The following is a 26,555-nucleotide window of genomic DNA, read 5'->3' on the forward strand; positions in this document are numbered from 1 at the left end:
CGACGGGCATCCTAACGGACTGATCGGAAACGTTCAAAACTTGTGAAGCGCGACACCTCGTGGAAACGGAGACGACCTCGAGAAATCGAGGCAAATTCTTGATTTTTCGGGGTGAATCCGGTCTGAACTTTTCCGGCCGCCACGGGCGACATTCAGTCAAATGAACCTATGAAGAGTCGATGCAAGGGCCGCGCCTGGGGTCTGGAGAGGCCCTACGGCAGGTGCTTCGCAGCGTCTCCGGGAACGCAGAGACTAGCCGGCCATACCTGAACGGAATCCCTGAACGAAAGGATAAAAGTGGGATGCGGACCCGTCGCCGACCGATTCGCGACGCTGTCCTACACTCTAGAGAAGAGACGAGGTCGACCAGCCGACGAGCAAGGCCATGGCGCCTCCACTGCGTTCCGATTGGCTCCCGCCGATCAGGCCGCCGCGCGTGTCGCCCCATCGGTGATCGCCAACGCCCGCTCCAGTAGCGCCCAATCCGCACCCGGCCGGTGCGCGCCCTCGCTGAGCACCTGGCGGAAGGCGCGGCCGCCGGGCTGACCGTGGAACAGGCCGAGCAGATGGCGGGTGATGTGCTTGAGCGCCAGGCCCTCGGCCAGGCGTGCCTCCACGTAGGGACGCAGTGCACGCAGCAACTCCGCTCGCGGGCGCGGCGCGGCGCCGGTCAGGGCCGTGTCCAGCCGGTGCAGGACGTAGGGGTCGTGGTAGGCGGCGCGTCCCAGCATCACCCCGTCCACCGCCTGCAACTGCGCCTGCGCCGTCTCCACCGCGGCCAGGCCGCCGTTGAGCACTACCTGCAGCTGCGGCCGCTCGCGCTTGAGCCGGTGCGCCCAGTCGTAGCGCAGCGGCGGCACCTCGCGGTTCTCCTTCGGCGACAGGCCCTGCAGCCAGGCATTGCGCGCATGCACCACGAACAGCCCGCAGCCGGCCGCGGCAACCTGGTCGACGAAGGCCAGGAACACCGCATAGTCGTCGTCCTGGTCCACGCCCAGCCGGCACTTCACCGTCACCGGGATGTCCACCGCCGCGACCATCGCCGCCACACACTCGGCGACCAGCGTCGGCTCGCGCATCAGGCAGGCACCGAAGCGCCCGGCTTGCACCCGGTCGGAGGGGCAACCGCAATTGAGGTTGATCTCGTCGTAGCCCCAGTCCTGGCCGATCCGCGCCGCCTGCGCCAGCAGCGCCGGCTCGCTGCCGCCGAGCTGCAGCGCCAGCGGATGCTCGGACGCATCGAAATCCAGCAGCCGCGCGCGATCGCCCAGCACCACCGCATTGGCGTGCACCATCTCGGTGTACAGCCGCGCCGACGGCGCGAGCAACCGGTGGAACACCCGGCAGTGGCGGTCGGTCCAGTCCATCATCGGGGCCACGGACAGGCGCAGCGAGGCGGCGTAACGCGCGGGGAGATCGGCGGTGGGGAGCGGAAGCGTCATCGGCACGACGGGCGGGCGCCGCCGGCTATCCGCCGCAGCGCCAAGTCATTGACTTAGGGATCAATAGCTTACACGTTCGCCATGAACGTTGCCGGGACCTACCGACAAAAACGCACTGGCGCTTGACCCGCCGCCCCATCCGGCCTATCGTGCGCTCGCCGAAGGTATTCATCTCTTCATTCGGATGAAGGGATGGATTTAAACGGGAATCCGGTGACGGCCGGCGCCGCAAGCGCCTGCCCATTCCGGAGCTGCCCCGCAGCGGTGAATGGAAACGACCTCCGTCAATGGCACTGGGCCGGCGCATGCCGGCCTGGGAAGCGACGGACAGTAGGTGCGCAGCCGGCACGGTGCGCGTGTCCATCAGCCCGAATACCGGCCCCGGCCGGAGGACCGTGCGTCCTCCGATTCGACCTGGCGCCTCCGCGGGGAGGCGGCCGGACCGCGACCCGGCCTTGCGCCGCGCCGCGTCGTCCGCCTGCCCGCGCGGTACCGGTTCGCCCGCGGGGGCGAAGGTCGCTGGCGTGGCGGGCGGTCCGTGCGAACGGGACGCGCGGCGCGCGGTTCCTTCGTTCCTCAATGCCCTTGAACGCAATGAGGAAACGCAACATGACGATCGTGACCAACCTGGGCTTCCCGCGCATCGGTGCGCGGCGCGAGCTCAAGCAGGCGCTGGAACGCTACTGGCGCCGCGACATCGATAGCGCGCAACTGCAGGACACCGCACGCGACCTGCGCCTGCGCCACTGGCAGCTACAGCGCGAGGCCGGGGTGGACGTGCCGCCCAGCAACGACTTCAGCCTGTACGACGCGATGCTCGACACCGCGTTCCTGTTCGATGCGATCCCGCAGCGCTACCGCGCGCTGGCCGATGCCGATCCGCTGGCCGGCTACTTCGCGATGGCGCGCGGCACCCAAGAAAACGGCCTGGACCTGCACGCGCTGGAAATGACCAAGTGGTTCGACACCAACTACCACTACCTGGTGCCGGAGCTGGCGCGGCGCCAGCACTTCCGCCTGCGCGGCGACAAGCCGGTGGTGGAGTTCCTGGAAGCCAAGGCGCAGGGCATCCAGACCCGGCCGGTGCTGATCGGGCCGGTGACCTTCCTGGCGCTGTCCAAGACGGTGGACGGCAGCGACCGCTGGGCGCTGCTGGACAGCCTGCTGCCGGTGTACGCCGAGCTGTTGCAACGCCTGCATGCGGCCGGCGCCGGCTGGGTGCAGCTCGACGAACCGGCGCTGGTGCTGGACCTGGACGAGGCCGCACGCGCCGCCTATCGCCGCGCGTACGACGTCCTGGCGCAGGCGCCGCGGCCGAAGTTGCTGCTGACCAGCTACTTCGGCGAGCTGGGCGACAACCTGGAGCTGGCGATGGCGCTGCCGGTGGACGGCGTGCACGTGGACCTGGTGCGCGGCGTGGCGCAACTGGACGCGGTGCTGCAAGCCTTGCCGGCCGGTCGCGTACTCTCGGCCGGCCTGGTCAACGGCCGCAACGTGTGGCGTACGCCGCTGGACAACGCGCTCACCCTGGCCCGTTACGCGGCCGGCCATGTCGGCCGCGAGCGGTTGTGGCTGGCGCCGTCGTGCTCGCTGCTGCATGTGCCGGTGGATCTGCAGCAGGAGACCAAGCTGGACCGTGAACTGGTCGGCTGGCTGGCCTTCGCCAGGCAGAAGCTGCAGGAACTGCGCACCCTGGCCGATGCGCTGGACGATCAGCCGCAGGCGCAGGCGGGACTGGATGCAGCGCGCGATGCGTTGGCCAGCCGCCGTGCCTCCGCCCGCGTGCACCGCGCCGAGGTGGCGCGACGGGTAGACGCACTGACCGACGATGCCGGCCGCCGGCAGTCGCCGTATGCGCAACGCCGCCAGGCGCAGCAGGCCGCGTTGCGGCTGCCGCTGTATCCGACCACCACGATCGGCTCGTTCCCGCAGACCGAGCAGGTGCGGCAGGCGCGCGCGCAGCACAAGGCCGGCAAGCTCGACGATGCCGCGTACGACGCGTTCCTGGCTGCCGAGACCGAACGCTGCGTGCGCGCGCAGGAGCAACTGGGCCTGGATGTGCTGGTGCACGGCGAGTTCGAGCGCAACGACATGGTCGAGTACTTCGGCGAGCAACTCGACGGCTTCGCCTTCACCCGGCACGGCTGGGTGCAGAGCTACGGCTCGCGCTGCGTGAAGCCGCCGATCATCTACGGCGACGTGCAGCGTCCGGCGCCGATGACGCTGCGCTGGACCCAGTACGCGCAGTCGCTGACCGAGCGGCCGATGAAGGGCATGCTGACCGGGCCGGTGACGGTGCTGCAGTGGTCGTTCGTGCGCGACGACCAGGAGCGCGCGCAGACCTGCCGGCAGATCGCGCTGGCGCTGCGCGATGAGGTGCGCGACCTGGAGGCGGCCGGCATCGGCGTGATCCAGATCGACGAGCCGGCGATCCGCGAAGGCCTGCCGCTGCGCCGCGCCGACTGGCAGGCGTACCTGGACTGGGCGGTGCAGTGCTTCCGCATCGCCGCGGCCGGCGTGCGCGACGCCACGCAGATCCACACCCACATGTGCTACTCGGAGTTCAACGACATCATCGAGGCGGTGGCGGCGATGGACGCGGACGTGATCTCGATCGAGACCTCGCGCTCGCGCATGGAACTGCTCGATGCCTTCGTGCGCTTCCGCTACCCGAATGCGATCGGGCCCGGCGTGTACGACATCCATTCGCCACGCGTGCCGAGCACGCAGGAAATGGTGGAGTTGCTGGAGAAGGCGCGGGCGGTGCTGGATCCGCAGCAATTGTGGGTCAACCCGGATTGCGGTCTGAAGACCCGCGGCTGGGCGGAAACGCGCAGCGCCCTGGAAGCGATGGTCGCCGCGGCGCGGCAATTGCGCAGTCAGCAGGCGCAGGCGGCGTGACCGGCGATGCCCGGCGCCACGTGCGCCGGGCATCTTCGTGCTCCAGGCATGTCCAGCATCCCAGTTCGGCGTGCTTTGCTGCATTGCGTCTTTGTCCGGCAATGTGCGCTGGCTATAACCGCAGGCGAACGCGTGGCGAGGGGGCGCTGCGTCCTCGCCGACGTGCTGCCGGCGGCGCATCGCGCCGCGAGGTCCGGTAGGTGCGTCTGCTACTCAGCACCGCCAGGGAGAGCGCGTCATGCCGAAGTTGTCGAAACTGTCCGCCGTCTGCGTCCTGTATCTCGTCATCCCCACCGCCGCGCTGCACGCGGCCGAACTGATTCCCAAACAACTGGCCGGTCCGCCGGAGGAGTTCGCGCAGATGCGCGCGCCCGCCCCGGCGGAAGCGGCGATCCTGTCCAAGAGCGCGTTGCTGCCGGTGGAGTTCTCCGCCGCACGCAGCAGTGGGCCGGCGCAATGGCACACCACACTGCCGGTGGAGAACGGCAAGCTGCGCTTCGTGGTGCTGTCCGGCGAACACGATTGGCAGCCGCGCCTGAGCGCGCCGGCCACGGCCAGTGCGCGCGCCGGCACCGCCGCCGCGACGCCGATGCTCGCGCCCAGCGCCAAGGCCACCCAACTGGGCGCCGGCGGCGCCGCACTGCCAGCCCGCGAGTACCGCGTGGACACAGCCGCTAACGGTGAGTGGACCCTGACCCTGCAGGCCGACAGCAACAGCACGGCGCAGCGCGGTTATGTGCTGATGGAAGGCGATGCGCGCACGCAACTGGCGTCCTATCCCAGCGACCGCGCGCAACTGCAGCGCGGGCAGCGCATCGGCCTGACCGCCCTGCTCGGCGGCATCGATGCGCAGGGCAGCGTGTCGCTGGCGCGCAGCGCCGGCAGCGGCCGCATCGACACCGCCCAGTTGCGGGTGATCGCGCCGGACGGCTCCGTCAGCCAATGGCCGATGGCCGACGACGGCCGCCACGGCGACGGCGCCGCGGGCGACGGCGTGTATGCCGGCGACTTCCCGGCGACCGCCACCGGCACCTATATCGCGCAGGTGGTGGTGCACGGCCACGACGCCGGCGGCCAGCCCTTCGTGCGCACCAGCGAGCACGTGCTGCCGGTGCTGGACACCACCCTGCGCATCAACGCCGATGCGGTCGCCGCCAGCGCCCAGCCCGGCACCCGCCTCACCCTGCCGATTCCGGTACGCATCGGCGGCGGCCAGGCGCCGGCGCACTACCGCGTGCTCGGCGAACTGTGGGGCACCGGCCGCGACGGCAGCGCGGTGCCGGTGGCCTGGCTCGGCGGCATGCTCGCGCCGCAGGATGGACGCCTGCCGCTGAGCGTGGACGAACGCTGGATCGCCCGCGCCGGCGCGCGTGCACCGTTCACCCTGCGCAACCTGCGCGTGGAGGATCCGGACAACTTCGTGCCGCTGGCCACGCGCGCGACACTGCCACTGACCCTGCCGGCGTTGCGCCGCAGCAGCGTGGCGCGCAGCACCGGCGCGATCGACGAGAGCATGCGCATGGGCGAGCGCCCGGCGCAGTTGAGCGCCGCCACCACCGACATGCAGGCGCAGGCCACCGGCAAGCGCCTGGTGCTGGTGCACGGCTACTGCTCGGGCGGGGTATGGCCGGTGGCGCAGTTCAGCAACGCCTCCGCGTTCCTGGACGTCAACCAGAACCGCAGCAACGACCAGTTCGCGCAGCGCCTGGCGCAGTTCGGCAGCCAGTGGAACTCGTTCGGCACGGTGGCGCACAGCCAGGGCGGCATGGCCGCGCTGCATCTGTACGTGTACTACTGGAGCGGCCTGGACAACGCCAGCGGCGGACGGGTGATGCAGTCGGTAGGCACTCCGTACCAGGGCACCAACCTGGCCGGCATCCTGGCCACGGTGGGCTCGTGGTTCGGTGTGGGCTGCGGCACCAACAACGACCTGACCTATGACGGCGCCAAGGCCTGGCTGGCCGGCATCCCCAACTCGGCGCGGGCGCTGGTGAACTACTACACCACCTCCTTCGCCAAGACCAACTGGTATACCAACGACTACTGCAATGCGGCCTCGGACCTGGTGCTGAGCGACCCGGAGGACGGCACCGTGGAGCAGGTCAACGGCCAACTGCCCGGCGGCGTCAACCGCGGCCACACCACCGGCGAATGCCACACCACCGGCATGCGCGATCCGGCGCAGTACCTGGACGCCAGCCGCAACGCGACGATGAACGCCAACGCGGCGCGTTGAGGGGCCGGGATTAGGGAGTCGGGATTGGGGATTGGTGAAAGCGCTGCCCGGGCATGTCAGCCTGGTGCAGCGCCGATCTTTCCCCAGTGCCGAAGCCGCCGCTGGTGCAATTCGCTCGGCGTGCGGCTTTTTGTAGGAGCGGCTTCAGCCGCGACGGGCGTTGTAGGTCATGCCTGTCTCGGCTGGAGCCGCTCCTACGGTGGTGCGGGGAATACGCTAACGCGCCGCATCCGCCACGGCCTCGCGGCTCTGCGCATCGGCGCCGCCGCCGAGCACCTTGTACAGGGTCACACGGTTGCCGGCCTCGCTCAGCCGCAGGGTGATCAGGTCCTGCTGCGCGGAGTACAGCGAGCGCTGCGAATCCAGCGCATCCAGGTAGCTGTCCACGCCGTTGCGATAGCGCGCGTCGGCCAGGGTGTAGCTGCGCTGGGTGACGTCGACCAGGGCGCGCTGTGCGTCCATGCGTTCGTCCAGCTGCGCGCGCGTGACCAGCGCATCGGCCACTTCGCTGAAGGCGCTCTGGATGGCCTTCTCGTAGCTGGCGACGTTGACGTCGCGGGTGATCCGGGCCACGTCCAGTTCGGCCTTGAGCGCGCCGGCGCGGAAGATCGGCACGCTGATGCTGGGCACGAACGACCAGGTGCGGTTGCCGGCATCGAACAGGCTGGACAGCGCGGTGCTGCTGCGCCCGGTGGAGGCGGTCAGCGAAATGGTCGGGAAGAATGCCGCGCGTGCCGCCCCGATGTCGGCGTTGGCCGACTTCAGCGTGTGCTCGGCGTACAGCACGTCCGGGCGCTGCAACAGCACGCGCGATTCCAGTGGCGCCGGCAGCGGCGCCAGCGCCACGCCGCCCTCCAGCGCGCCGGCCTGCGGCAGGGCATCGGCCGACACCGGTGCGCCGACCACCAGGTCCAGGGCATTGCGCGAGGTGGCCAGTTGCGTGGTGTAGCTGGCCACGTCGGCACGCGCGCTTTCCACGCTGGTCTGCACCTGCGCCAGGTCCAGTCCGGAGGCGATGCCTTCGCGGTGCCGCGCCTCGGTGAGCGCCAGGGTCCGCCGCTGGCTGTCCAGGGTCTGCTGCGCCAACGCCAGGCGCTGCTGGTCGGCGGCCACGGCCAGCCAGTCGGCGGCGACCTCGGCGACCAGGCTCATGCGCGTGCTGCGCTGGGTCTGCGCGGTGGCCAGGTAGGTTTCCAGGGCTTCGTCCTTGAGGCTGCGGATGCGTCCGAACAGGTCCAGCTCCCAACTGCTGATGCCCACGTCGGCCGCATAGGTTCGCGCGACGTCGGAGCGCCCGCTGCTGCTGGTCGACGCGCTGCTGCGCGAGGCGCTTTGGCTGCCGCTCAGGCTCACCGACGGGAACAGGTCCGCGCGCTGGATGCGGTACTGCGCACGCGCCTTGTCGATGTTGAGCACCGCCACGCGCAAGTCGCGGTTGTTGTCCAGCGCCTGCGCGATCACCTGCTGCAGGCGCGGATCGAGGAACACCTGGCGCCAGTCCAGGGTCGCGACGTTGGCGCCGTCGCCAGCGGCGCCGCTGCCGCTGTCGGCGAAGGTGGCCGGCACCGGCGCGTCGGGACGCGCGTAGCTCGGCGCCAGGCTCGCGCAGCCGGCGAGCAGGCCGGCGCAGGCCAGCGCCAGCGCCAGCGCCGAGCGGGCCAGGGTCACGGGGGTCACGGGTTCGCCTCCTGCAGTTGCGCCGGTTCCGGTTCGGCACGCTTGCCGGGGAACAGACTGCGCACGATCACGTAGAACAGCGGCACGAAGAAGATGCCGAGCATGGTCGAGATCAGGGTGCCGCCGAGCACGCCGGTGCCCAGCGAATGGCGGCCGCCGGAGCCGGCGCCGCTGCTGACCACCATCGGCAGTACGCCGAGCATGAACGCCAGCGAGGTCATCAGGATCGGACGCAGGCGCATGCGCGCCGCGTGCAGGGTGGCGTCGATCAGCGGCTGGCCCTTCTCTTCCAGCTCCTTGGCGAACTCCACGATCAGGATGCCGTTCTTGGCTGCCAGGCCCATCGTCGCCAACAGGCCGACCTGGAAGTAGATGTCGTTGGACAACCCACGCAGCCACGTCGCCAGCAGCGCGCCGACGATGCCCACCGGCACCGCCAGCATCACCGAGATCGGGATCGACCAGCTCTCGTACAGCGCGGCCAGGCACAGGAACACGAATACCAGCGACACTGCGTACAGCATCCAGGTCTGCGTGCCGGCGGCCTGCTCCTGGTAGGACATGCCCGACCAGGCATAGCCGACGTCCTTGCCGAGCTTGCCCACCAGCGCGGCGATGCCATTCATCGCCTCGCCGGAACTGATGCCGCTGGCGGCACTGCCGGTGATTTCCATCGACTCCACGCCATTGAACCGGCTCAGCACCTGCGGCGCATACGCCCACTGGCTGCCGGAGAAGGCCGAGAACGGCACCATCTCCGCGCTGCTGTTGCGCACGTACCAGCGGCCGATGTCGGCGGGCAGCATGCGGGCGGACGGCTCGCCCTGCACGTACACGCGCTTGACCCGGTTGTTGTTGAGGAAGTCGTTGACGTAGCTGCCGCCCATCACCGTGGCCAGCGTGGCGTTGATGTCCGAAGCGCTCAGGCCTAGCGCGCCGGCCTTGGCGTCGTCGATCTGCACCCGGTAGGTCGGTGCGTCTTCCAATCCGTTGAAGCGCACCGCGCTCAGCTCCTTGTCGGCGTTGGCCGACTGCAGCAGCTGCTGGCGCGCGGTGACCAGCGCGTCATGGCCCTTGCCGGCCACGTCCTGCAGTTCCAGGGTGAAGCCGGACGTGGTGCCCAGGCCGTTGATCGCCGGCGGCGACAGCGCGAACACCTGCGCATCCGGCAGCGTGCCCATCATCGCGCCGGTGATGCGATTGGCGATCTCCTGCGCCGAGGCGCCGCGCTCGGCCCAATCCTTGAGCTTGATGAAGCCCATGCCCGAATTCTGGCTGCTGCCGGCGAAGCTGAAGCCGGTGATGGTCATCATGCCGGCCACCTCCGGCTGCTTGAGGATGAAGCCGGTGGCCTGGTCGATCGACTGCTGGGTGCGTTGCTGGGTGGCGCCGGCCGGCGTGGTGAACATCACCATCAGCATGCCCTGGTCCTCATCGGGCAGGAACGAGCTGGGCAGGCGCCAGAACAGCAGCGCCATCACCGCGAGCAGCACCAGATAGACCAGTCCGCCCAGTTTGCGGTGGCCGATCAGCTTGCCCACGCCGCGGCCGTAGCCGTCGGCGCCCCGGTCGAAACGGGTGTTGAACCAGCCGAAGAAACGCCCGAGCCAACCCTTGCGCGACACGTGCCCGCCGCGCGCGATCGGCTTGAGCAGGCTGGCGCACAGCGCCGGACTCAGGGTCAGCGCCACCAGCAGCGACAGCAGCATCGCCGCGGCGATGGTCACCGAGAACTGCCGATAGATCTCGCCGGTGGCGCCGCCGAAGAACGCCATCGGCAGGAACACCGCGGTCAACACCAGGGCGATACCGACCAGCGCGCCGGAGATCTGCCCCATCGAGGTGTAGGTCGCCTGCCGCGGCGACATGCCGTCCTCGCTCATCAGGCGCTCGACGTTCTCCACCACCACGATGGCGTCGTCGACCAGCAGGCCGATCGCCAGCACCATCGCGAACATGGTCAGCGTATTGATCGAATAGCCGAGCAACGCCAGCACACCGAAGGTGCCCAGCAGCACCACCGGCACCGCGATCACCGGCACCAGCGTGGCCCGCCAGTTCTGCAGGAACAGGTACATCACCAGCACCACCAGCACGATCGCCTCGAGCAGGGTCTTGACCACTTCCTCGATGGAAATGCGCACGAATGGCGTGGTGTCGTAGGCGATCTCGTATTTGAGCCCGGTGGGGAAGTAGGGCTTGAGCTGTTCGAGCTTGGCTTCCACCGCCTTGGCCGCATCCAGTGCGTTGGCGCCGGTCGCCAGTTCCAGGCCCATGCCGGAGGCGGGCTTGCCGTTGTACTTGGAACTGGACGCGTAGGACCTGGAGCCCAACTCGATCCGCGCCACGTCGCGCAGGTAGACGGTGGCGCCGCCGGGCTGCGATTTCAGCACGATCGCCTCGAACTGCGCCGGCGTCTTGAGCTTGCTGCGCGAGGTGACCGTGGCGTTGAGCTGCTGGCCCTGCACCGCCGGCAACGCGCCCAGCGCGCCGGAGGAGACGTCGGCGTTCTGCGCCGAGATCGCATTGCTGACGTCCGAGGGCATCAACGCGTAGGTACGCAGCTTTTCCGGATCCAGCCATACCCGCATCGAATACTCAGAGCCGAACACGTTGACCCCACCGACGCCGTTGAGCCGACTGATCGGATCCTGCAGCGTGGACACCATGTAGTCGCCGATGTCGGTGCTGTCCATGCTGCCGTCTTCGGAGGTGAAGGCCAGCACCATGAACATGCTGCTGCCCATGGACTTGGTGACGGTCACGCCATTGCTCTGCACCGCCTCCGGCAGCATCGCCTCGCCTTGCGAGACCTTGTTCTGCACCTGTACCTGGGCGGTGTCCGGGTCGGTGCCGGAGTCGAAGGTCAGGGTGATCGAGGCGGTGCCGGCGGAGCTGCTGCTGGAGGACATGTACAGCAGGTGGTCCAGGCCGGTCATCTGCTGCTCGAGGATCTGCGTCACCGAGTTCTGCACGGTTTCCGCCGAGGCGCCGGTGTAGGTGGCGCTGACGTTGATCGACGGCGGCGCGATGTCCGGGTACTGCTCCAGCGGCAGCGACAGGATCGAAAGCGCGCCGGCCAGGGTGATCACGATCGCGATGACCCAGGCGAAAATGGGACGGTCGATGAAGAAGCGGGCCATGGCGGTTTCTCAGTCGGCCTTCGGCGCAGCGGCAGCGTTGCCCTGCGAGGCCGTCGTTGCAGTGGCGGCGGCATTGCCGGTCGCCGCGTTCTCGGTCACTTCCACCGCCTTGACCTCGGCGCCAACCGACACCTTCTGCAGGCCCTGCACGACGACCCGGTCGCCAGCCTTCAGTCCGTCGCGCACCACCCACTTGTCGCCGATCGCATCGCCGGTGATCAGCACGCGCTGGGCGACCTTGTTGTCGCGGCCGACCACCATCGCCACCGCCTCGCCCTTGCTGTTGCGGCTGATCGCCTGCTGCGGCACGAGGATGGCCTGCTCGTCCACGGCCATCGACAGCATCGCCTTGACGTACATGCCCGGCAGCAGCAGGCGATCAGGATTGGGCACCACCGCGCGCAGCTTGACCGTGCCGGTGGCGGTATCGACCGCAGCATCCACCACCTCCAGCGTGCCGCTGCGCGCATAGGTGCTGCCGTCCTCCAGTTGCAGCGTCACTTCGGCCTTGCCGTCCACCGCCTTGAGCTGGCCGGCGTCGAGCTGGCGGCGCAACTGCAGCAGTTGCGCGCTGGACTGGGTCACGTCCACGTACATTGGGTCGAGCTGGTTGATGGTGGCCAGCACCTCGCTCTGGCCGGCGCTGACCAGCGCGCCCGGCGTGTAGCTGGAGGTGCCGATGCGGCCGGAAATCGGCGCGGTGATGCGGGTGTAGTCGAAATTGATGCGCGCAGTCTGCAAGGCGGCCTTGGCCGCGACCACTGCCGCCTCGTTCGCGCGCAACGTGGCCACCGCATCGTCGCCGTCCTGCTTGCTGACCGCATCCAGCCCGACCAGGGTCTGGTAGCGCTGCGCCTTGGGCCTGGCCGACAACACCGCCGCCTCGGCCTGCGCAAGGTCGCCCTTGGCGGTGTCGTACGCGGCCTGGTACGTGGCCGGATCGATCTCGTACAGCACTTGCCCGGCGTGGACGTCCTGGCCCTCGGCGAACAGCCGCTTGCGCAGGATGCCGCCGACCTGCGGGCGCACGTCCGAGCTCATGTAGGCCACGGTACGGCCGGACAGGGTCTGATCCACAGCCAGGCGCTGCACCTTCACCGTCTGCACGCCGACCTGCGTCTGCGGCATCTGCGGCGGCGGCTTGGAGGAACACGCGGCCACGACCGTGGCGACGACGGCGAGCAGCAGCCAGCGCGAGGACGAAATGGAGAAACGACGGGCGACCGACGACATACGGCGAACTCACGGAAGATCCGAAGGTCGCCACGCTAGGACCCGAATGTGCAGCAAATTTGGAGATTGCCGGCGACAGCGTGGATTGGCTTGCTTTCCCCTGCCGCGGCGCGGCTAATACGCAGCATCAGCCGTTCCTGCGCCGCGCCGCGCCTCGCCGATGAAACTGGGCCTCACCGCCAAGCTGTTCCTCGCCATCCTCGCCGCCTGCGTGACGGTGCTGCTGATCAATGGCCTGGCCGTGCAGGCCTTCGTCAAACGCCAGTTCCTGGACTACCTCAACGAACAGGGCGTGGAGCGCATGCTGGAGGCCATGCCGCGGGTCAGGGCTGAGTACGCGCGGCACGGCAGCTGGGAGTTCGTGCGCGACAACCCCGACGCCTGGTTCGGCATGATGCGCCCGGAGCCCCGCCCCAGCCTGCCGCTGCGGCCGCCGATTTCCGACCAGACCGGCGCGGTATTCCGCTTCGCCGTGCTCGACCAGGACTACAAGCCGGTGATCGGCAATCCCGATGTCGGGCGCGACGACATCCTGCGCCCCGTGGTGGTCGACGGCCGCACTGTCGGCTGGATGGCGATGCTGCCTTTCCAGAAGGCGCTGGCGGCGGCCGACGCGCGGTTCTACGCCGCGCAACAGCGCGCATGGTGGGCGATCGGTGGCGCCTCGCTGCTGGTCGCCGCGCTGCTCGGCTGGCTGTTGTCGCGCACCATGCTGCGGCGCCTGCGCGGCCTGACCCGCGCCACCCACCTGCTGGCGGCCGGCGACTACGCCACCCGCATCGACGCGGCCGCGCGCGACGAACTCGGCCAACTCGCGCGCGACTTCAACCTGCTGGCGCAGGCGCTGGAGCACAACGAACGCGCGCGGCGCGCGTTCATGGCCGACATCTCGCACGAGCTGCGCACGCCGCTGGCGGTGCTGCGCGCCGAACTGGAAGCGCTGCAGGACGGCATCCGGCCGATGACGTCGGACTCGCTGGGTTCGCTGCATCAGCAGATCGGCCAACTCGGCAAGCTGATCGAGGATTTGTACGACGTGTCGCTGACCGACGTCGGTGCGCTCGCCTATCGGCGCGCGCCGGTCGACCTGGCGGTGATCCTGGCCACCGTGCTGGACGGCATGCGCGCGCGCTTCGCCAGCGCGCGGCTGCAGCTGCAGGAGCAGATCCAGGCCGGCCCGCTGCCGGTGGACGGCGACGAACGCCGTCTGCAGCAACTGCTCGGCAACCTGCTGGAGAACACGCTGCGCTACACCGACGCTGGCGGCGTCGTGCAGGTGCGCTGCGCGCGCCGCGACGCGCTGCTGGAACTGGTGGTGGAGGACAGCGCGCCGGGCGTGGAGGCGGACAAGCGCGCGCGCCTGTTCGAACGCTTCTACCGCGCCGAGGCGTCACGCAACCGCGCCAGCGGCGGCAGCGGCCTGGGCCTGGCGATCTGCCGCAACATCGCCGAGGCGCATGGCGGTGCGATCGATGCCGACGCCTCCGCGCTTGGCGGATTGCGCGTGGTGTTGCGTTTGCCGGCGCTGGCGGGATGAGCGGCCTGGACCCGATCGGGCACGTGCTGATCGTCGAGGACGAACCGCGGCTAGCGGCGGTGATGGGCGAGTACCTGCACGCGGCCGGCTATTCGCACGACTGGATCGCCGATGGCGCGCAGGCGCTGGGCGCATTCCGCGCGCAAAAGCCGGACCTGGTGTTGCTGGACCTGATGCTGCCCAATCGGGATGGGCTGGAACTCTGCCGTGACCTGCGCAAGGAAAGCACGGTGCCGGTGATCATGGTCACCGCGCGGGTGGAGGAGATCGACCGCCTGCTGGGCCTGGAGATCGGCGCCGACGACTACATCTGCAAACCGTTCAGTCCGCGCGAGGTGGTGGCGCGGGTGCAGGCGGTGCTGCGCCGCCATCGCCACGATCCCAATGGCGCGCCGGCGCCGGGCCTGCAGATCGACGAGGACGCCTGCCGCGCCAGCGTGCACGGCCGCGACCTGGACCTGACCCAGGTCGAGTTCCGCCTGCTGCGCACCCTCGCCGCCGCCCCGGGCCGCGTGTACTCGCGCGAGCAGCTGATGGACCGGCTCTACGTCGACCACCGCATCGTCACCGACCGCACCGTCGACAGCCACGTCAAGAACCTGCGCCGCAAGCTTGCCGACGCCGGTGTCGCGGATTGGGTGCGGTCGGTGTACGGGGCCGGTTATCGCTTCGAGCCGTGATTGGGGATTCGGGATTCGGGATTCGCAAAAGCGGCTTGGCTGATCACCGTTGCGGTTGCAGCGCTGCCGGCTTTGGCGAATCCCGAATCCCCACTCCCCGCCTCACCGAAACACGACCGTCCGATGCCCGTTGAGCAAGATGCGATGCTCGACGTGGCGGCGCACGGCACGGGCCAGCACCTGCGACTCGGTGTCGCTGCCCAGGCGCACCAGCTCGCGCGGGGTCATGGCGTGGTCCACGCGGGCCACGTCCTGTTCGATAATCGGGCCTTCGTCCAGGTCGCCAGTGACGTAGTGCGCAGTGGCGCCGATGATCTTGACCCCCCGTGCGTGCGCCTGGTGGTACGGCTGCGCGCCCTTGAAGCTGGGCAGGAAGCTGTGGTGGATGTTGATCGCGCGTCCGGCCAGTACCGCGCACAGCGTCGGCGACAGGATCTGCATGTAGCGGGCCAGCACCACCAGGTCGATGCGTTCGCGTTCGACCAGCGCCAGCAGCTGCGCTTCCTGTTCGGAACGATTGGCGGCGCTCACCGGCAGGTGATGGAACGGCACGCCGTAGGAACCGGCCAACGCGGCGAAATCGGGATGGTTGGAAGCCACCGCGGCGATGTCGACCCGCAACTGCCGGCTGTGCGCGCGGAACAGCAGGTCGTTGAGGCAGTGGCCCTGCTTGCTGACCAGCACCAGCAGGCGCGCGCGCCGGCGCGCGTCGTGCAGTTGCCAGTCCATCGCGTAGTCGGCGGCCAGGGGCTCCAGTTGCAGCTTCACCGCGGCGGCGACGCCGTCGGCGGGTACGTCGAAATGCACGCGCAGGAAGAAGCGGCCGCTCTCCTCGTCGCCGAACTGCTGCGCATCGAGGATGTTGCAGCCGTGTTCGAACAGCAGGCCGCTGACGCGGAAGACGATGCCGGTACGGTCCGGGCAGGACAGGGTCAGGATGTAGTCGGGGCGCATTTGCAGATGATAGGGGACCCGTACCCTCACCCCAACCCCTCTCCCGAGGAGAGAGGGGCTAAAAGCAATCCAGCCGAAGCCGGCTTTTCCTTCTCCCCTCGGGAGAAGGTGCCCCGAAGGGGCGGATGAGGGTTCGCGCGAAGCCTCGCATCGCCAGATCAGTGCGGGCGCTTCGCGCCCCCGGACCCTCACCCCAACCCCTCTCCCGGGGGGAGAGGGGCTCGGCCTCCTTAACCTGAAAATCCCGTCTAGGCTGACGTCGCGCCGATGACATTGCTCACGCGCCAGCGCTCACTCCGGGCGCAGGCGCAACGCCAGGCGGCGGTTGACCTTTTCCAGGCGCGCCAGCGAATCTTCCACCGACATGCCCACCGCTTCGTGGGTGGTGATGTGCGCGCGCAGGTGCGCCGGATCGTCCAGGTCGCCGCGCACCAGGAACACGTTCTCGCCATCCTCCACGTCGCCGATCTCGCGGCTGAGCACCACGTGGTCGACCTGGTCGAAACCGTACTCCTTGGCCAGCGGCAGCAGCCGCGCCACCATGCGCTCGCTGATCGCGTCCGGCGCACGGCCGCAGGCAGCGTCCAGCGCATGCACGCCCTCGCGGATCTGCGCGTACAGGAGGTGATCGGGATGGTCCGGATGATCGGGGCCGGGCACGGCCTCGCGCACCACCGCGCGCGGTGGCTGGATCGGGGCTCTGTCGCCGGGATCGGACGAATTCGGACTCATGGCATCCTCCTGTGATGCGCCAGCAAATCGCCGCACCTTAGCGGCAAGCGTGCGCCAGGCTCAAGCGGGGACGCAGTGTGCGGCATGCCCCGCCAAGGTCCGCTGAAGATCCGTTGGCCCCACTCAGCCCTGCCCGGCGCGGCGCGCGGCGACCTTGGCCAGCGCCGCCCAGTCCAGCTCGCCGTCGCCGTGCGCGATCGCCTCGATGAAGGCATCGCGCAGCACCGCCGCCAGCGGCATCGGCACGTTTCTGGTCTCGCCGGCGTTCAGCGCCAGGCGCACGTCCTTCAAGCCCAGCGTGGCCTTGAAGCCGGCCGGGCTGTAGCGCTGCTCGGCGATCATGCCGCCGTAGGTCTGGTAGGCCGGCGCGGCGAACACGGTGCTGGTGAGCATGTCGAGGAAGTCGGCCGCCTCCACGCCATGCCCACGCACCAGCGCCGACGCCTCGGCCATGGTGCCGATGGCGCTGGCCAGGCACAGGTTGGCGGCGAGCTTGACCGCGTTGGCCTGTTCCGGCGCGGCGCCGAAGTACCAGGTCTTGCGCCCGATGACATCGAGCAAGGGCTGCACCCGCGCCAGCGCCGCGGCGTCGCCGGCGGCGAGCAGGTTGAGCTGGCCGGCCGCGGCCACCTCGACCCGGCCCAGCACCGGCATCGCCAGGTAGGCGACGCCGCGCTCGGCATGCAGCGCGTGCAGTTCGCGCGCCAGCGCCACCGAGATGGTGGCCATGTTGACGTGCACGCTGCCGGCGGTGAGCGCGTCCAGCGCGCCGCGTTCGAGCAGGGTCTCGCGCACCGCGGTGTCGTCGGCCAGCATCGAGAACAGCACCGGCCCGCGCACCGCATCGGCCGGTTGCGCGGCCAGTTGCGCGCCGGCCTCGAGCAGGGGCTGCGCCGCCGCGGCGCTGCGGTTCCAGACCGTCAACGCATGGCCGGCGCGCAGCAGGTTGAGCGCGATCGGCTGGCCCATCGTGCCCAGGCCGAGAAATCCAATCGTCGTCATTGCATGCTCCCTGAAGAAATCGAAATGGAGGCCGCCACCAGCGAGCGCGCCGCGCCGGTCAGGCGTCGAACACGCCGCGCGCCGCATGCGGCTCGCAACGCAGGTACTGCGGCGACGGCCGCAGCCGCGCGCCCAGCGCGGCGGCCGCGTGCCACGGCCAGCGCGGATCGTAGAGGATGCCGCGGGCCAGCGCGATGGCGTCGGCGCGGTCCTCGGCGAGGATGGCCTCGGCCTGCTGCGGCTCGGTGATCAGGCCCACCGCGATCACCGGCATGCGCACCGCCCGATGCAGGGCCTCGGCCAGCGGCACCTGGTAGCCGGGCGCCACCGGAATGCGCTGGCGCCGGTCCAGCCCGCCGCTGGACACGTGCAGATAATCGCAGCCCTGCGCCTGCAGCGCCTGCGCCAGCACCTCGCTCTGCGCCAGGCCCCAACCGCCGTCGACCCAGTCGGTGGCGGAAATGCGCACGCCCACCGCGATGCCGGGCGCCACGGCGTCGCGCACCGCCGCATGCACGCGCAGCAGCAGGCGCATGCGGTTCTCCAGACTGCCGCCGTAGGCATCGGCGCGCTGGTTGCTCAGCGGCGACAGGAACTGGTGCAGCAGGTAGCCGTGTGCCGCATGCAGTTCGATCAGCTCGAAGCCCAGGCGTTCGGCGCGTCGGGCCGACGCCACGAACGCGTCGACGATGGCGTCGATGCCGGTCTGGTCCAGCGCCTGCGGCGGTGGGCCGTCGGCGGCGAACGCCTGCGCCGACGGCGCCACGGTCTGCCAGCCGTTCGGCTGGTCAGGGGCGATCGCGCCGCCGCCGTCCCAGGGCTTGCGCGTGGACGCCTTGCGCCCGGCATGCGCGAGCTGGATGCCCAGCGGCATCGGCGACCAGCGCCGCACCGAACGCAACACCGTGGCCAGCGCCGCCTCGGTGGCGTCGTCCCACAGGCCCAGGTCGGCGTAGCTGATGCGTCCACGCGGCTCCACCGCCGTCGCTTCCAGGATCAACAGACCGGCGCCGGACTGCGCCAGCTGGCCCAGGTGCTGCACGTGCCAGTCGCTGGCACGGCCGTCCTCGGCGGAGTACTGGCACATCGGCGCGATCACGATGCGGTTGGACAACGACAGCGGCCCCAATGCGAGGGGCGAGAACAACTGACTCACGATAGGGATCCATAAAGACGCCGCGCGCGGCGCAGAAGACGGCCATTGCACTCCTGCCACGCGGCGCGATCAACCACTGCCGGTGGATCAGTTCGTGCCGGGATTGGGAACGCGCGCCGCCGCCGGCAGCAGAAAGGCCAATGCCTGCGCGCACGGCTGTTCCACCTTCAGGCTGGGCAGGTCGTCGCCGCGGGGACGACCCAGGTTGACCGCGACGATCGGCAGGCAGGCCTTGGGGCAGCCTGCACGAAGCGGAAGCCGGATGGACCATCGGCGCCTAGCCCACCACCAGCATCGCGCAGCCTGCTGCAGATAAGCGGCGCTCCAGTTCACGCCATCGGGCGCAAGGCATTGAATATCGCCCGCAACGCACACTTGCGCTGCAGAGCCCATTCCGCCTTCGTGCCAGATAAGCCGAGGCCCACCCCTCATCGGAAATTTCGGCTGGATATGGCGCTTGCATTCGGCCATGACAACGAGATCGCATCAAGTCGACGACACGCTTCAGGCCACGGAAAGGCCGTGTAAAATGCGTCGCCGCCACCGCACCGCATGACCAGCCTCATCCGAACACCGGAAACCCTTGGTGACGTTTGCTATCGTTAGGCCGATCCAGGACAACAATTCCCTTCATACAAGAGCATGTAGCGCCATGGAAAAGGCAATGGTTGGTGCGATGAAGTGTGGTGCTTACGGAATAGCGTTGGGGATGCTGCTTTGTGCGCAGGCCGCCCATGCAGCGAGCGAATGCGAGCAAAACTACAGTTCATCTCCCGGCTCCAATGGCGGCGTTGTCCACCAGAGCTTCGTTGGACTGTACGGCGCCGACAAGACTGCAGTGACGTCCAATCTTGCGGCCATGGCAAAGAGACAGAAGTTTCAACTCATCCAAGGCCCCTCCATTCTCGAAGACGGCCTCATCACCATGGTCTACGCACAGGAAGCATCCGCGACCGCGCGCGGCTTTCCTGTTGTCATGATGGTCGCACCCGACACTGATGCGGCGGTCATCTCCTTCGAATTGCCCAAAGGCATGACCGCGCCCGATGCGAAAGGCAGCGTCTGTTCGTTCTTTGCTGACGCAAAATTGGATGGACAGCCTGCAAATGCCAGCCGACGCAATGCCGCTCGCAATTCCGCACTCGCCAAACCACTGCTGGCCGCGCTGAATGGTGGCATGAGTGCAGAGGAGGCCGCCAAGGCATCGGTGACCGCCAAGCGAGAAACAGCGGTCGTCAGCGCTGGTGACGACCGCGGTGCCGCGCCTGAAATCGCCGACCGCCGCAAGGTCGTCACGCCCAAGGCGACATACACCCCCACAGACGCGGATACGCGCCTGCAGTCCGAAGGCAGCTCGACGATCAAGGGCTTCACGTGCGGGCGGGTAATGACGGCAGGTGGTTCCCAATTCCAGACGACGCCGAATCAGGGAATCATGCTTTTCCCGTACACGCCCTATCTGAAGGAAGCGATCGACCTGATCGATGCCAACCGCAACAAAGGCGCAAAAGTGCGGGTTGACGTAGATAAGCGCGCGTTTGCGTCAGGCCTTGCGGGCAAGACGAACGCCAATGGCGAGTTCATGTTCACCCGGATCAAGCCAGGGCGTTACATCGTCATGGCGCTCTTCCATGGCGAAGCCACCAGTTACATCACAACGCCGCAGTCGCAGTACGACCAAAGCACGAGAACGATTTACCAATGGACGGAGCACGAAAGAGTCGACACGTCGTCCAGCGACATCCTGCAGGCCGACGTCACGATCAACCGCGACGGCGAGGTGATCGACGGCGTGGTGGTGAAGCCGACGGGCAATGGCCGGCTCCTCCCTGTGTTGAACGGCGTATGCAAGTGGCATCACGCCGAATAGGCCACAGGCCTGGATCTCGATGCTTTAGCCATGCCCGGCACCTGGTGCCAGCTGTCGGCCGGTATCAGAATCCGATCGTGGGCGTTCAGTAGGCTCGCTGCTGTTCCAGGCACGCCGACATACGCCGAAAACGGCAGCGCGCGCCGATGCGTAGCGAGCATGGGTGCGCCTCGCCGGTAGAGCCGACGCGCTGCAGGACACTACTGGACTGGATCGCCCCGTCTGGATCGCGGAAGTACAGCGACAGGATCGGCCGGAGCGGTCAGGCGGCCGGGCGCGGCAGCAGGAAGGCCAATGCCTGCGCGCACGGCTGTTCCACCTTCAGGCGCAGCAGGTCGTCGCCACGGGTGCGGCCCAGGTTGACCGCGGCAATCGGCAGCCCGGCCTTGGCCGCGGCCTGCACGAAGCGGAAGCCGGAATAGACCATCAGCGACGAGCCCACCACCAGCACCGCGTCGGCGCGCTGCAGATGCGCGAAGGCGCTGGCCACGCGCTCGCGCGGCACGTTCTCGCCGAAGAACACCACGTCCGGCTTCAGCACGCCGCCGCAGCGCGTGCAGGCCGGCACCACGAAGCTGGCGAAGTCCTCGCCCTCCAGGTCGGCATCGCCGTCGGGCGCGGGTGCGGCCTGCAGCGTCGCCCACTGCGGGTTGTGCTGCAGCAGATGCTGCTGGAACGCCTCGCGCGGCATGCGCCGCTCGCAGCCCATGCAACGCACCACGTCCAGGCGCCCGTGCAGGTCGATGGTGGCGCGGCTGCCGGCGGCCTGGTGCAGGCCGTCCACGTTCTGGGTCAGCAGCACTTCCACCTGGCCGCGCGCTTCCAGTTGCGCCAGCGCGGCATGGGCGGGATTGGGTCGCGCATGGCCGAAGCGCGGCCAGCCGAGCAGGCTGCGCGCCCAGTAGCGCTGCCGCGTCGCCAGCTCGCCCATGAAGGCCTGATAGGTCACCGGCTGCGCCCGCTTCCAGTCGCCGGCGGCATCGCGGTAGTCGGGAATGCCCGAGTCGGTGCTGCAGCCGGCGCCGGTCAGCACGAACAGGCGCCGATGGCGGTCGACGAACGCTTCCAGCGCGGAAGACGCGGCCTGCGCGGACGCGGCGTGATCCTGCAGCAACTGCGACATCGTGGCGGTCCCGGGCGTGGTGGAGGTGCGCGCCGATGGCGCGACGCCTTCCTATCTTGGGTGCGGGTGGCGGCAACGCAAGTCCGGGCCGCCGCGGCCGCTGAAGCGTTGCCCGCGCATTGAAAGCCCGTCGGAAACTGGCTACTGTCCGGGACGCGGCAGGATGCTCAGCGGTCACGGCGTCCTCGACGCCGTACGCTGCTGTGTGAGGAATGCCGTCCCTTCGCCGATTCCGCCTCGTGAGCCGCGCTTCCGATCCCAGCCCGTCCCCGCTCGCCGCCACTGCCAACGCCCTGCTGCGGGTGGCGTTGCTGGAGGACGACGATGTGCTGCGCGACCGCGTGCTGTTGCCGGGATTGCTGCGCCACGGCTTCGAGGCCACCCCGCTGCGCACCGCGCAGGCGCTGTGGGCAGCGCTGGAGGCGCAGCGTTTCGACCTGATCGTGCTCGACATCGGCCTGCCCGACAGCGACGGCTTCACCCTGACCCAGCAACTGCAGGAACGCCGCCCCGGCATGGGCATCGTCATCCTCAGCGGCCGCGGCGAGCAGCCGGATCTGGTGCGCGGGCTGGTGCAAGGCGCGGATGCGTACCTGATCAAGCCGGTGCAGATCGAGATCCTCGCCGCCACCTTGTTCAGCGTGGCCCGACGCATGCTGCGGCCGAGCGCGCCGGCCAGCGAGGAATGGCAGCTGCAGGACGATGGCTGGTGCCTGTTCGCGCCGGACGGGCAGGCGGTGCCGTTGACCGCGTCCGAACGCAAGGTGCTGCAGAGCCTGTGGCAGGCGCGCGGGCGGCTGGTCAGCCGCGAGGCATTGATCGGCATGCTCGGCGGCAACGCCGGGCTGGAGATCGACCCGCACCGGCTCGACGCGTTGCTGCATCGCTTGCGGCAAAAGGTGCAGGAGCGCACCGGTAGCGCGTTGCCATTGCGCGCGGTGCGCGGCGAAGGCTATCTGCTCATGCCGCAGGAACGCTGAGCCCGGCCAGCGGCAGGCGCAGCACGAAACAGCTGCCGGCGCCGGGCGCGCTGCGCACCTGCAGGCTGCCATGCGCCTGTTGCGCCATCTCGAACGCCACCGCTAGGCCGAGTCCGGTGCCCTGCCCCGCCGGCTTGGTGGTGAAAAACGGCTCGAAGATCTGCCGTTGCACGGCCTCGCTCATGCCCACGCCGGTATCGGCAATGGCGATGGCGACGGCCTCGCCATCGCGGTGCAGCTGCAGCGAAAAGCAGCCGCCGCTGGGCATCGCGTCGCGCGCGTTGGCGGCGAGGTTGAGCAATGCCAGGTCGAAACGGCTGCGGTCCAGGAACACCGGTGCCGGCTCGGCGGCCAGGTCCAGCCGCACCTGCACCGTGGGGCCGAACAGTTGTCGCAGCATCGGCTGCAAACTGCGCAGCGCTTCGCCGGCGTCGAAGCGCTCGGGCACGCTGGCCTCGCGGCGACTGAAGCTGAGCAGCTTGCGGCTGACCGCCACGCCGCGCTGCGCGGCCAGGGCCACGCCTTCCAGCGCCTCGGCCAGCAGCAGCGCATCGCGCGGCGGGTGATAGTCCAGCTCGTGCACGCAATGGCGCTGCTCGGTGTAGCCGAGGATCGCGCTGAGGATGTTGTTGAAGTCGTGCGACACGCCGCTGGCCAGTTGTTCGACCAGCTCGATCTTCTGCAGATGCAGCAGCCGCTGCTGGGCCTGCGTGCGTTCGCGCATCTCCACGCGCAGGCGCGCGGCGCTGCGGCGCGCACGCCACAGGCTCTCGCGCAGCGCGGCGACGGTGCGGTCCAGCACCAGGGTGATCATCAGGTAGCTCAGCGCCAGCGACGGCAGGTTCTGGAACGGGCTGCGGTTGCCGTGCGGGTCCTGGCCCCAGGGGCTTTCCATGCCCAGCCAGAAGATCAGCGGGATGCACAGGTACACCAGCCACAGCGCGCGGCGCCCGATCACCAGCGCGGCCAGGGTCAGCATCATCATCGGATACGGATCGAAGGCCTGCAGTTGGTAGCCGAAGGCCAGGTTGGCGGCGACCGCCGAGCACAGCACCACCGCGATGAACGCAGCGGCGGCCTGTTTGAGCAGGCCGCGACGGATCATCCAGACCCCGCCCCAGGCTGCGGCGGCGATCGCCGCATCGGTGCCGACATCCACCGCCAACTGCACCGCACTCATCTCGATGCGCGGCGCGGTCAGCAGGTGATACAGCTTGTTGAGCGGAATCTCGCTGCCCAGGAACACGAACAGCACCTGCAGTGCGGGCGCGTTGCGCCGGTCCAGCGGGTCGGTGATCGGCACCCGGCGCAGCCACAGCGAGAGGCGCCGCCACAGCCGCGCAGCCAGCGCGACCGGCGGAGAGTGCGCACCCCATCTCACCCAGACTCCCATGGCGGTGAGTCTACCGTGAGGAAGGCGTGAATCTGCGTGCATTGAAGGGGGCGACCCCTTGCGGCCTTAATCGGGCCTGACTCGTTGTCGGGACGACGCTCCCGACCCAGCCCGGAGCCGACCATGCCTCTTCTGCTTACCGCTTTGCGCACCGGTGTGCGCCCGCTGTCGCCAACCTCGTTCATCCTGCCGCGGGCGTCTGACGGTCTGTTGACCGCCGCGTTGCTGCTCGCGCTGAGCCTGCCCGCGAGCGCCTTCGCCGCCACGGCGCCGGCTGCGACCACGCAGCCGCAGCCACACGCACAGGCGACGGACAGCGGTACTGCCGCCGCGGCCGCCAGCACCGAGACCGACAGCGCCGAGGCCGCGCCCCAGGATGCCACCACCCAGGACGTGCAGCCGGGCAGCCAGAACACCGCCCGTTATTTCCTGGCCGAAGGCTTGAACGACGGCAGCGACTACGCCAGCGCCGCTGGCCTGCGCGCGGTGGCGATGGGCGCCCGCGCCGATGCCTCCGGCGCCTTCGCCGTCGCCATCGGCCACCACACCGTCGCCTCCGAGAGTGCCGCCATCGCCATGGGCGACGGCGCGGTCGCCAGCGGCACCTCGGCGATCGCGATCGGCGGCAGTTTCTTCGGCAGCACCTATGGCGACTCGGCCGGAGCGCAGAGCACCGGCTTCGGCTCGCTGGCCCTGGGCACCGCCGCCACCGCGACCGCCGACTCCGCCAGCGCGCTGGGCTGGAACGCCAGCGCCACCAGCGGCGGCGCCACGGCGGTGGGCTCGACCTCCGCGGCCACCGGCGAGTACGCCACCGCCAGCGGTTCCTCCACCACCGCCAGCGGCGTGCAGTCCAGCGCGTTCGGCTACGCGGCCAATGCCGGCGGTACCGGCGCCATCGCCACTGGCGGCTACAGCGTCGCTTCCGGCTTCTTCGGCGTGGCGATGGGCTATTCCGCCACTGCCAGCGGCGATGGCGGCATCGCGATCGGCGACAACGCCGCGGCGGCCGGCCAGCAGAGCGTGGCGATCGGCGCCAGCAATGCCGGCGTGCCGGCGCAGTCCAACGGGCTGGGCGCGGTCACCGTCGGCGCTGGTGCCTGGGCGCTGTCCGACTACGGCACCGCGCTAGGCTTCGACAGCCATGCCGATGCCGACTACAGCATGGCGCTGGGCGCCTCGGCGGTGGCCACCAGCAGCCATGCGCTCGCCATGGGCGCGACCTCCTTCGCCGACGGGCAGGACGCCAGCGCCTTCGGGTCCGTCGCCAGCGCCAATGCCGCCGGCGCCACCGCGCTCGGCAGCGGCGCCACCGCGCTCACCGCGGGCAGCGTCGCGCTGGGCTACAACAGTGCCGCCACCGGCATCAACAGCGTGGCCATCGGCGCCGGTTCGATGGCCGACCGCGACAACGTGGTGGCGTTCGGCAACGACGGCGCGCTGCGCCAGCTCACCTACGTCGCCGCCGGCACCGCCGACACCGATGCGGTCAACGTGCTGCAGTTGCGCAGCATCGCCAGCGCGCTCGGCGCCGGCAGCGCGGTCGGCGGCGATGGCAGCTTCAACGGCGGCAGCTATCTGATCCAGGGCCGCAGCTACGGCACGGTCGGCTCGGCGCTGTCGGCGCTGGACGGTGCGCTGTCGTCGCTGGACACCCGTGTCGGCAGCGGTGCCGGCGGCGTGGCGGTGGGCGGCGGTGCCGAGGGCGGCCCCAGCGTCGGCGCCGGCACCAACGCGGTGGCAGTGGGCGCGCAGGCCACCGCCAACGGCCAGAACGGCACGGCGATCGGTTCCAATGCGCTGGCCTATGGCCCCAACGACACCGCGCTAGGCGGCAACGCGCAGGTCAATGCCGACGGCAGCACCGCGGTCGGCGCCAACGCCAGCATCAGTGCCAGCGCCACGAATGCGGTGGCGGTGGGCGAAAGCGCCACGGTCACTGCGGCCTCCGGCACCGCCATCGGCCAGGGCGCCTCGGTCTCGGCGACCAACGCCGTGGCCATCGGTCGCGGTTCCTCCGCCACCCGTGCCAACACCGTCTCGGTGGGCAGCGCCGGCAACGAACGGCAGATCAGCAACGTCGCTGCCGGCAGCGCCGCCACCGATGCGGTCAACGTCGCGCAGATGCAGGCCGGCGACAGCGCCACCCTCCGCAGCGCCAACGCCTACACCGACAGCCGCATGGCGGGATGGGACGACAACCTGACCAAGCTGCGCAACGACACCGACCAGCGCTTCCAGCACCTGGACCGGCGCATCGACCGGATGGGCGCGGTCAGCGCCGCCTATGCCGGCATGGCGGTCAACACCTCCGGCCTGGCCGGAGCCAATCGCGTCGGCGTCGGCGTCGGTTCGCAGGGCGGCGAAAGCGCACTGGCCGTCGGCTACCAGCGCGCGATCGGCAACCGCGCCAGCGTCTCGCTCGGCGGCGCCTTCTCCGGCAGCGAGAAGAGCGTGTCCGCCGGTGCCGGCTTCAGTTGGTGACGCGCGCAGCGC

Annotated in this window: 17 protein-coding genes, 1 pseudogene and 1 riboswitch; of the genes and pseudogenes, 7 read left to right on the plus strand and 11 right to left on the minus strand. The window is 69.5% G+C overall.

Annotated features, from left to right (window positions below):
• Positions 1 to 422 precede the first annotated feature (422 nt).
• Complete coding sequence (gene dusA / locus GGR64_RS08150) at positions 423 to 1,442, minus strand: tRNA dihydrouridine(20/20a) synthase DusA (RefSeq protein WP_184645043.1); 1,020 nt, start codon at positions 1,440 to 1,442, stop codon at positions 423 to 425.
• Between the two features lie 145 nt (positions 1,443 to 1,587).
• Positions 1,588 to 1,841, plus strand: a riboswitch (cobalamin riboswitch).
• Positions 1,842 to 2,051: 210 nt separating this feature from the next.
• On the opposite strand from dusA, the gene metE reads away from it, so the two are divergent.
• Positions 2,052 to 4,343: a 5-methyltetrahydropteroyltriglutamate--homocysteine S-methyltransferase gene (gene metE, locus GGR64_RS08155; protein WP_184645045.1), complete on the plus strand. Its 2,292-nt coding sequence runs from the start codon at positions 2,052 to 2,054 to the stop codon at positions 4,341 to 4,343.
• Between the two features lie 238 nt (positions 4,344 to 4,581).
• Entirely contained in the window at positions 4,582 to 6,579 is a 1,998-nt protein-coding gene (locus GGR64_RS08160; protein WP_184645046.1) for a choice-of-anchor X domain-containing protein, read from the plus strand.
• Between the two features lie 216 nt (positions 6,580 to 6,795).
• Here GGR64_RS08160 and GGR64_RS08165 read toward each other — a convergent pair whose 3' ends face one another.
• Genes GGR64_RS08165 through GGR64_RS08175 form a run of 3 tightly spaced genes read right to left on the minus strand, consistent with a single transcriptional unit; the run spans position 6,796 to position 12,632 of the window.
• Complete coding sequence (locus GGR64_RS08165; protein WP_184645258.1) at positions 6,796 to 8,241, minus strand: efflux transporter outer membrane subunit; 1,446 nt, start codon at positions 8,239 to 8,241, stop codon at positions 6,796 to 6,798.
• Positions 8,242 to 8,252: 11 nt separating this feature from the next.
• Positions 8,253 to 11,399, minus strand: coding sequence for an efflux RND transporter permease subunit (locus GGR64_RS08170; RefSeq protein WP_184645048.1), 3,147 nt, complete (start codon positions 11,397 to 11,399; stop codon positions 8,253 to 8,255).
• Positions 11,400 to 11,408: 9 nt separating this feature from the next.
• Complete coding sequence (locus tag GGR64_RS08175) at positions 11,409 to 12,632, minus strand: efflux RND transporter periplasmic adaptor subunit (RefSeq protein ID WP_184645050.1); 1,224 nt, start codon at positions 12,630 to 12,632, stop codon at positions 11,409 to 11,411.
• A gap of 160 nt (positions 12,633 to 12,792) precedes the next feature.
• On the opposite strand from GGR64_RS08175, the gene baeS reads away from it, so the two are divergent.
• Positions 12,793 to 14,169 carry a sensor histidine kinase efflux regulator BaeS gene (gene baeS / locus GGR64_RS08180; RefSeq protein ID WP_184645052.1) on the plus strand — a complete coding sequence of 459 codons (1,377 nt, stop codon included), beginning with the start codon at positions 12,793 to 12,795 and terminating at the stop codon, positions 14,167 to 14,169.
• Entirely contained in the window at positions 14,166 to 14,849 is a 684-nt protein-coding gene (locus tag GGR64_RS08185) for a response regulator (RefSeq protein ID WP_184645054.1), read from the plus strand. The genes baeS and GGR64_RS08185 overlap by 4 nt, the downstream gene beginning before the upstream one ends.
• A gap of 102 nt (positions 14,850 to 14,951) precedes the next feature.
• Here the strand turns inward: GGR64_RS08185 and purU are convergent, their stop codons facing one another.
• The 5 genes and pseudogenes from purU to GGR64_RS08210 all read right to left on the minus strand — a co-directional run.
• Positions 14,952 to 15,803 (minus strand): formyltetrahydrofolate deformylase, encoded by an 852-nt coding sequence (gene purU / locus GGR64_RS08190; RefSeq protein ID WP_184645056.1) that lies wholly within the window; start codon positions 15,801 to 15,803, stop codon positions 14,952 to 14,954.
• A 291-nt stretch (positions 15,804 to 16,094) separates the two neighbouring features.
• Complete coding sequence (locus GGR64_RS08195; RefSeq protein ID WP_043093636.1) at positions 16,095 to 16,535, minus strand: XVIPCD domain-containing protein; 441 nt, start codon at positions 16,533 to 16,535, stop codon at positions 16,095 to 16,097.
• Between the two features lie 123 nt (positions 16,536 to 16,658).
• Entirely contained in the window at positions 16,659 to 17,537 is an 879-nt protein-coding gene (locus GGR64_RS08200; RefSeq protein ID WP_184645057.1) for an NAD(P)-dependent oxidoreductase, read from the minus strand.
• Positions 17,538 to 17,595: 58 nt separating this feature from the next.
• Positions 17,596 to 18,693, minus strand: a complete 1,098-nt coding sequence (locus tag GGR64_RS08205; RefSeq protein ID WP_184645059.1) for an NADH:flavin oxidoreductase/NADH oxidase — start codon at positions 18,691 to 18,693, stop codon at positions 17,596 to 17,598.
• 87 nt (positions 18,694 to 18,780) lie between these two features.
• Positions 18,781 to 18,991, minus strand: a pseudogene (locus GGR64_RS08210) (NAD-dependent deacetylase); the annotation flags it as partial.
• 354 nt (positions 18,992 to 19,345) lie between these two features.
• Here GGR64_RS08210 and GGR64_RS08215 point away from each other — a divergent pair.
• The gene (locus GGR64_RS08215) at positions 19,346 to 20,563 is read left to right on the plus strand and encodes a hypothetical protein (RefSeq protein ID WP_184645061.1); all 1,218 of its coding nucleotides are present in this window, start codon (positions 19,346 to 19,348) and stop codon (positions 20,561 to 20,563) included.
• Positions 20,564 to 20,825: 262 nt separating this feature from the next.
• On the opposite strand, the gene GGR64_RS08220 is transcribed toward GGR64_RS08215, so the two are convergent.
• A complete protein-coding gene (locus GGR64_RS08220) occupies positions 20,826 to 21,686 on the minus strand; it encodes an NAD-dependent protein deacetylase (RefSeq protein WP_184645063.1) in 861 nt (286 codons plus the stop codon).
• A gap of 239 nt (positions 21,687 to 21,925) precedes the next feature.
• On the opposite strand from GGR64_RS08220, the gene GGR64_RS08225 reads away from it, so the two are divergent.
• Positions 21,926 to 22,666 (plus strand): response regulator transcription factor, encoded by a 741-nt coding sequence (locus tag GGR64_RS08225; RefSeq protein ID WP_184449736.1) that lies wholly within the window; start codon positions 21,926 to 21,928, stop codon positions 22,664 to 22,666.
• Here GGR64_RS08225 and GGR64_RS08230 read toward each other — a convergent pair.
• Positions 22,647 to 24,047, minus strand: a complete 1,401-nt coding sequence (locus GGR64_RS08230) for an ATP-binding protein (protein ID WP_184449738.1) — start codon at positions 24,045 to 24,047, stop codon at positions 22,647 to 22,649. The two genes, GGR64_RS08225 and GGR64_RS08230, sit on opposite strands and share 20 nt — an antisense overlap.
• A 135-nt stretch (positions 24,048 to 24,182) precedes the next feature.
• Between GGR64_RS08230 and GGR64_RS20995 the strand changes: the two genes are divergently transcribed.
• On the plus strand, positions 24,183 to 26,543 hold the full coding sequence (locus tag GGR64_RS20995; RefSeq protein WP_184645065.1) for a YadA-like family protein: 2,361 nt from the start codon (positions 24,183 to 24,185) through the stop codon (positions 26,541 to 26,543).
• The last annotated feature ends 12 nt before the right edge of the window (positions 26,544 to 26,555 follow it).

The sequence above is a fragment of the Xanthomonas sp. 3307 genome, assembly GCF_014199735.1.
Lineage (GTDB): Bacteria > Pseudomonadota > Gammaproteobacteria > Xanthomonadales > Xanthomonadaceae > Xanthomonas_A > Xanthomonas_A rydalmerensis.